Annotated in this window: 8 protein-coding genes; all 8 read left to right on the forward strand. The window is 32.4% G+C overall.

All coding sequences use genetic code 11. The features are described 5' to 3' along the window. Positions 1-42: 42 nt before the first annotated feature. The 8 genes from D5281_RS23375 to D5281_RS23410 all read left to right on the forward strand — a co-directional run bounded on the left by D5281_RS23375 (position 43) and on the right by D5281_RS23410 (position 7,073). Positions 43-1,419 (forward strand): hypothetical protein, encoded by a 1,377-nt coding sequence (locus D5281_RS23375; RefSeq protein WP_160562315.1) that lies wholly within the window; start codon positions 43-45, stop codon positions 1,417-1,419. A 68-nt stretch (positions 1,420-1,487) separates the two neighbouring features. Then, positions 1,488-1,730, forward strand: a complete 243-nt coding sequence (locus D5281_RS23380) for a type II toxin-antitoxin system Phd/YefM family antitoxin (protein ID WP_160562316.1) — start codon at positions 1,488-1,490, stop codon at positions 1,728-1,730. After that, positions 1,727-2,104 carry a type II toxin-antitoxin system death-on-curing family toxin gene (locus tag D5281_RS23385; RefSeq protein ID WP_160562317.1) on the forward strand — a complete coding sequence of 126 codons (378 nt, stop codon included), beginning with the start codon at positions 1,727-1,729 and terminating at the stop codon, positions 2,102-2,104. The genes D5281_RS23380 and D5281_RS23385 overlap by 4 nt, the downstream gene beginning before the upstream one ends. 1,108 nt (positions 2,105-3,212) lie before the next feature. Continuing rightward, positions 3,213-4,223: a hypothetical protein gene (locus D5281_RS23390; protein WP_160562318.1), complete on the forward strand. Its 1,011-nt coding sequence runs from the start codon at positions 3,213-3,215 to the stop codon at positions 4,221-4,223. Between the two features lie 127 nt (positions 4,224-4,350). Next, positions 4,351-4,914 carry a hypothetical protein gene (locus D5281_RS23395; RefSeq protein ID WP_160562319.1) on the forward strand — a complete coding sequence of 188 codons (564 nt, stop codon included), beginning with the start codon at positions 4,351-4,353 and terminating at the stop codon, positions 4,912-4,914. Continuing rightward, entirely contained in the window at positions 4,904-5,071 is a 168-nt protein-coding gene (locus D5281_RS23400) for a hypothetical protein (RefSeq protein ID WP_160562320.1), read from the forward strand. The genes D5281_RS23395 and D5281_RS23400 overlap by 11 nt, the downstream gene beginning before the upstream one ends. 189 nt (positions 5,072-5,260) lie before the next feature. Continuing rightward, positions 5,261-6,070, forward strand: coding sequence for a hypothetical protein (locus D5281_RS23405; RefSeq protein ID WP_160562321.1), 810 nt, complete (start codon positions 5,261-5,263; stop codon positions 6,068-6,070). Between the two features lie 643 nt (positions 6,071-6,713). After that, positions 6,714-7,073, forward strand: coding sequence for a YbjQ family protein (locus D5281_RS23410; protein ID WP_160562322.1), 360 nt, complete (start codon positions 6,714-6,716; stop codon positions 7,071-7,073). The last annotated feature ends 425 nt before the right edge of the window (positions 7,074-7,498 follow it).

Genomic DNA, 7,498 nt, shown 5'->3' on the forward strand with positions numbered 1-7,498 from the left:
TTCAATATTCTATTTTGATTTTTGAAAGGAACGAAAGTTATTATGAAGAAATTGTTTTTAAATAATGCAGTCATAAGAGATACAAATTTAAGCGACTATGAGGTAGCTGTTTATGTAGCGTTGAGAAGTTTATATGATTCTCAAAAAGAACTACAGTATGTTACTTATAATTCAGTTGTCTTTGAATTGTATGGTAATTTGCAGATTTCAAGAAGATATATGGATCATATTAAATTTACTTTAAATTCACTTGTAAAAAATGGACTGATCAAAAAGATAGATTCCATTTCTGCTACTGAATTTATTGTAGATATGAGTGGTCTGCATTTTGAACAGAATTCAGAAAAGGGTGTATTCTATACAGCAATTACGCTTGAAGAAGTACACAGGATAATGAACATTGACACCCCAAAAGATAACTTTGCCATATTGAGATATTTTATTATCCTAATTAGTTCTATTTGCCATGATAAAGGTACATATGATCATTTCTCCTGTTATGATGCACATACTGATTTTGTCGGGTTTATGACACAGGACACACTTTCTGGATGGTGTGGAACGACAAAAGCACGTATTATTGAATATAATTCTATTCTTGAGACAGAAAAGATTATTTATACATATCGTCATACGCAGAATAAAAAGGATAAAGAAACAGGGCAGATTATGAGTTTTTCTAACCACTATGGCAGATATGAGGATAAAGAATGGATTATCCAGTTTGCAAATGAATATGTTGCAACCTTTAATCTGAAAGAGACGGAAACTCTTGTAAAAGCAGAAAAATCAAGGGTAAATAAAAGATATGCAGCTATTTATAATTTACTGGTAAAAGATTTTAACAGGTATATAGGTAATTTTTCAGATATGGAACTGATTGAAACTTACAAATATATTCATGGTAAGAATATTTGTAATGAAAAAGAACTGAGAAATATAGAGGAAGGAACTGCTTTCTATGATAATATTTTGAGAAAAATCAAGAATGAGGATTTATTTGATGATATTCCATGTGTTGTAGATTATATCAACAGAAAAGTTAAACAAAAAAGAGATATGGAAAAACGTAAGAATAATCTTGTTAATGCCATATCAGATGACAATTGGGGAGAACCTGTTCCCATGGAGAATGATTTCAGTATAGAAGAAATATTGGATATGCCTGTAATGGGTGAGGTTTCATCAGAACCTACCCTGACAAATACGAATTGTGTGGGACAGGATTCAAAAAATTGTAAAACAGGTGATTTCAAAGAACCTGATTATATTGTAAAAATTGGTGAACCGAAAGTTTCGGCTGACAAAGAGCTTGACCCAAATTATTTGGGTGAAGCAGATAATGAATCTCATGGTCGAAAAATTGACCGTGAGTTATTTTGCGTTACTGGAAAGAATATAGATTATATTGATATATAAAAATAGGTTGAATATATCCTACAAATTACATATACTATATTTATATACAATGTAGGGAGATGTTTTTTATGAAGATTGATACAAATACGATGGTTTCCATTACAGAAGCAAACCAGAATTTTTCAAAAGTAGCAAGATTGGTTGATGAATACGGTACTGCTGTTATCCTAAAGAATAATGTTCCAAGGTATCTTGTTATAGATTTTAGTAAAGCTGAAAGTGATTCCGTAGCATCAGATGAAGACATAGTGAGCATATCAAAGCGGTTGATCACACAGAATAGAGAAGCTTACGAGGTATTGGCAAAATGATTCGGCTGACAAAGGAACAGGTGTTGATGCTTCATGCTCAATTGATAGAATCGACAGGTGGATGTGATGGCATCAGAGATCAGGGATTATTGGATTCTGCACTTGAAAGTCCGTTTCAGTCTTTTGGTGATGAAGAACTATATCCAAGTATTCAGTCAAAGGCGGCAAGATTATGCTATGGATTGGTAAGGAATCATGCTTTGATAGATGGAAACAAAAGAATTGGTGTTCATGTTATGCTGGTTTTTCTTGCAGTCAATGGGTATGAATTGGAATATACACAAAAGGAATTAGTTGATTTGATACTTGATGTGGCAGATGGGAAGAAGGAATACGAAGATATTTTGTCGTGGATTCTGGAACATCAAGTGTAAATAGGGTACTGGATTTTAAATGGTACTGTAAAACTTATACTCAATATGTACCGAAAAGTACGGCTTCGACAGAATTGACGGAGCAGATTATAGGTAGGTAGTATTTCACGACATACCTAAAAATAAATGATTTTACACCGATTAGTCCGATTGGAAGGAAGATTTCAGATGTCGGTTTAACCAACCTCCCATTATGGGAGAGTGGACGTATTCCCAAAATGGTAATCTGATTCCACAAAATTGTGGAATGAATGTAATTATCGAATTCGGTTCAAACCGAAACTGTAAAATTATTTGACAGATTCCATAAATATGGAAAGTGTTGTCCGCTGAGGACAACGTTGTACATCATGTACAACCGTAACCACTTTTGGCAATAGTTATGACATTATGACATAATAACTGTTGCTGCCGGTATGAATTATTAGGTATACAGTATTTCACCGTAGTTCCGTGAGATGGTGGTTTCTCGTGAGGAACTGGTGTGTACTTATAGGTACGGTTGTTACACAAGTGTACATCAAGTACGGCTGTACATTTGGACAGATTTGTCCATAACTAAATCAAAAGGAAAAATTTTGCTCTGGTTAGATCATAAGTGGTCGAAAGAATTTCTAATTTCACAAGATGTGAGTTTTCAAATAGAAATTTATTTCTTACAAATCTTTACTGAATACCCTTACTATTCAAATTAATCAAAGTTTTATATCGTTTACCGGCAAAATAATTGAATTAATTTCAACATATATAATGTCTGGTGAAAGTTTAAAGCAGTTGGTTCAAACCAATCGCCTATAAGGGGATGAGTTTTTTACAGAATCAAGCAAACACTTTAAAAGGTTTGGATCATATTCCCAACAAGTGGGGAAAAATCAGCGTCTCCCGTTTTGGTGCCGCTATATCACGATTTCGCAGAAATGTGAAATCGTCTTAAGGACGAAGACATAAAATTGAATATTGATTTACAGAGACAGTATGAATCAATCGTATTGTCTCTTTTATTATGAATAGTGATTCGGAGCATACAGTCGGGATGCTCAATTATTAGCTGACACAAAATTGTGTTGGCTATCTAAAGACATATCGAAAGGAATTATTAGTAGTAACAATGAGCAGTAAAAAGAAATTAGAACAGAGAAAAGAATTTAAAGAATATCTGTCCATAGCAGATAAACGTGTATTGGATATTAAGAAATTAGGAATAGAATTAGTTGCCGATGACGAAGTATTTGTGTTGGTAAATGGTACAAGCAATTACTGGATTAGTAACCATGGAAGATTAGTAAACAATCTGCATGGTAATTTCTATATGCACAAAACAGGATATGCACATTTTACACTTAGCGGTACTGAAAAGAAAATAGAAACATACACAGACAAGTTAGTAGCAGAGCATTTCCTTGAAAATGCCAGTAAATATAAAAGGATATGGCATATTGATAGAGATATAGAAAACTGCTTTTACAGGAACCTTGTGTGGGTAGATCATAAAGAATACCGTGACTTGAACAGTGGTAATTTGACTATAGAAGAATTAGCCAGACAGCAGGAATACATACCATATATCACACTGAAATCTAATACTGCATACTCAATCTGGAATGGGATCTATATTCGGTGTTATAAAAGAGATGATGTATACGATGGTTCATTTGTGTGCGATCTGTGGAGATATGACAAGGATTCTTTTGCTGAGTGGTGGGCTTCTGAGTATTACGAGTGTGACGGTGAATCTATGGCGGTAGATAAAGATTTGCTATTTCCTGGTAATAAGGAATATGCTCCGGATAAATGTTGTATCATACCTCAAACATTGAATACCATGTTGTCTAATTGTAAAAAGCATAGGTCAAAATTGAGAAATGCAAGAAATGATTTACCTCTTGGTGTAAGGTATGACAGCAGCATGAAGATGTATTATGGTGAGTTTAGACTATGTGGTCATGACGAAGTGATCCGACTATCTTATTGGAATACACCTGAAGAAGCGTTTGCAGAATATAAAAGGCATAAACAGGCTGATATACTGATTATGGCAGATAAATATAAAAATAAAGTGCCAAAGAAGGTATATGATGCGCTGTTAAGAGTAGAAGTAAGGCCGTATGTGGAAGATTAGGAAGAAAATATAATTGAACTGGTTGGAATATATGTTAGGATTGAAAAAACACTGTATTTTCTATATGGTTTGTGATATACTTTTATTAAAACAAAAGATAGGATTATTCTGAAAAAGGACAAAAGAAGTGAGATATTATGAAATTGAAATTATAATTGATGAAATCACACCATGTTTAAGAGATAACCGAAATAATACATATGTTGATACAACATATGATAAAATAGAACATATAACATCTGTAACAGCTTCACAAATGCAAAAATATGAAAAGTGGAATTTTGATTGGAGTGATCCAGATTTAAATGATTGTTCTATTTATGCATTATATGTTGAAGGATCCAAGCAGACACAAGGTCTTATTGCATGTAGGGAATACAAAAATAAAAATCAAACTAAAGGTTATATAGAGGTTGCATTGGCAGAAGCTAACCCAAAGAATGTAGGTTTAGGGGGCAGATATAAAGGTGTCGGAGCACATTTGTTTTCTATAGCAAGTAGATTAAGTTTAGATTTAGGATATGATGGCTATGTTACTTTTATTAGCAAAACAGATTTAGTGCAGCATTATAGTAAAGAATTACATGCAGAAGTATTATTTGGTTCAAATATGCAGATAAATCCAGAAGCGTCTAAACGTTTGGTAGATATATATGACAAGAAAGCGAGGGAAATGTACAATGAAAAATGATAACATTTATAATTTTGAGAATCATTTATCAGATGGTAGAATGGTAGATAAACCTGTTGCCAGAGTCATGTATGATATTCGCAAAATGTCAGAGTATATAAAAGAGTTAGGAAGGCCATTAACTGAAGTAGAAGCAAATCAGTTTATTATTTGTTAGTTTCTGTAAAGAGTTATAAGGCATATCGGATGTAAAAGTCTGGTATGCTTTATTTTTTACGGATTTTGTAGAGAAGATAAAAGTATTCTGCGTGACGGGTTGAGTTAGTAAAAACTATTGTTTATTTACATATTTTTTCATATTAGTTATAATTTTGACAAAATATTATGTACTTGGGGCAATATAAATTTGAGTGAAAGAAAAAAGATTAAAACGGATAATTTTAAAATTGAAGATAATACAATTTCTTTTAATGATTCATTGGTACAGATAAGTAATATTTCTCATATTAATATTGAGCCAGTGCCTAAACCCAAATTTCAAGTTGGGTTTGTTATTGTGGGGGTTATAGGCATAATTGGAATGATTGGAACTAGTGGAGAAATTCAAATTTTAGGATTTTTGCTTTTTTTATTTGCAATGATATATATATTATATTATGCAATAAACAGTAGTGATAATGATAATAAATATTTATTTATCTATCTAAATTCTGAGCATGTATACTACATTTATTGCGAAGATAAAAAATTTTTAGAGAAGGTCATGAAAGTTATGAAACATTGTATCAATAACCATGCAAAACAGAAGATCAAAGTGGATTTCAATCAATGTACGTTAGAGGGTGTTCCAATAAATATTGGAAATGAAAAGGAAGTAGTCAACACGATAACTACAGGAGATAATTCTGATGCTTCAAATAATATTTACGGAAAGGAAGAAATTAATTCGATAGTAATAGAAAATGATTTCGATGCTTCATCATTTATTAAAGATTGGCAATTAGTTCAGGATGAGCTAAAAAAGGCATGTGAAAAGTTACCCAAATCATCTAAAGAATACATTGCATCTGAAGAAGCCCTTGAATGTGCGATGAAAGAAGATGGAGAAGGATTGTTTAAGGTATTCAATAAATATTCTGAAAGTTTTTTATCAAGCATATTTAAAAGTGTGGTCAGTGGTTTCTTAGTGGAAATTATAAAATCTATGCTTTTGTAAAAATGTAAAATAGGAAAGAGATAAGTGAGAGCTTTATTTGTATATTTTCATTTTGATTGTTTCCGAATATAAGTGAATTTAAATAACTTTATGTTATGCCAAAATCTGCTACTTTTTTAACGTTTAATGGGATACAGTGAAAAGGTTCAATAAGAATGGGCGTTCTGCTTAGGGGGATATAGTGATATAGGGTGGTTAATATCTGTAGGATTTAAACATACCCCCCTATTTATTTAGTGGATTGCTCTATTTAAATACTGTATTCTTGCTTTGTAATCAATGGTCTATCTTTGAATTTCAGACAGAATGGTTACAGGTGATAAGTTGATAGGGTAGTGGTGTTGTGTCTGAAATTCTATGATGTACATTAATTTTTAGAGGTAAAACGTGAGGAATTAATAATAGAGTGGATAAAATGACTGTAGGAGGTTTCAAATATAAGATACATAGTTTTTTGTTCTAATTGTAATTTTACTGGTAGTGAAGAAGAAACAAAAATCAGTAGTTGGCCTAAATGTCCTGAATGTAAAAAAATACTAAGATATACAGGTGTGACTCAGGATGATTGGAGGACAAAATCTAAAGAAGAAAAAATATATTAAAAGATAAATGGAAAAGCGAACCTTCAAAATTAGATAAAAATATGGATGAAATCATTAAGCGTAATGCCAGTCACTTATTAACTTCTGGATACAATTTCGAAGGGTACAAAATTATATCATATAATGGTATTGTTTCAGGTGAAGTAGTTATGGGCACAGGTTTTTTGTCTGAATTTTCGGCTTCTTTAGATGATTTTTTAGGTTCTATTTCTGAGGCATTTAGTGATAAAATTGTTAAAGCAAAAGAAATTTCACTATCAAAAATGATAACTGCTTCTTGTGCGAGAGGTGGAAATGCAATAATAGGAGTCGATTTTGATTATACAACCTTTGCTAATAATATGATTGCTATATCTGCAAATGGAACTTCTGTTGTAATTGAAAAGACGAAGGAACTGTAGAGGGGTATATCGTATATATGGGATTTTATATTTGAATGGAAACATACCCCCCTATTCACTTGAATGCAGCCAGTTTATAAAGTTACCTAATTCTCCCCAATCATCAATCGTATATATTGAAATTCTGAACGAAAATCGTACAGTTGATAAATTGGCAGACTAGAAATAAAATGCCTGAAATTCTAAGATGTACATTAGAATATAAAAAGGAACGGCTCATACTTTATAATAAGTGATCCGTTCCTTTCTGAATGGTTTCTATTCACTTTTTGCAAGCTCATTATCTGGATGAAACGTAAGCGTCAAATAAGATAGTGGATAGAAAAATAACCACTACCCCTCTATACTGAAAGTGCAGTGGTCATCGGCACCGTTCCTGTACCATGGGATCCCATGGCAGATAGTCATCCAGATATTCCGGATTC

This window comes from Parablautia muri (genome assembly GCF_009917485.1).
Taxonomy (GTDB): Bacteria; Bacillota; Clostridia; order Lachnospirales; family Lachnospiraceae; genus Suilimivivens; species Suilimivivens muri.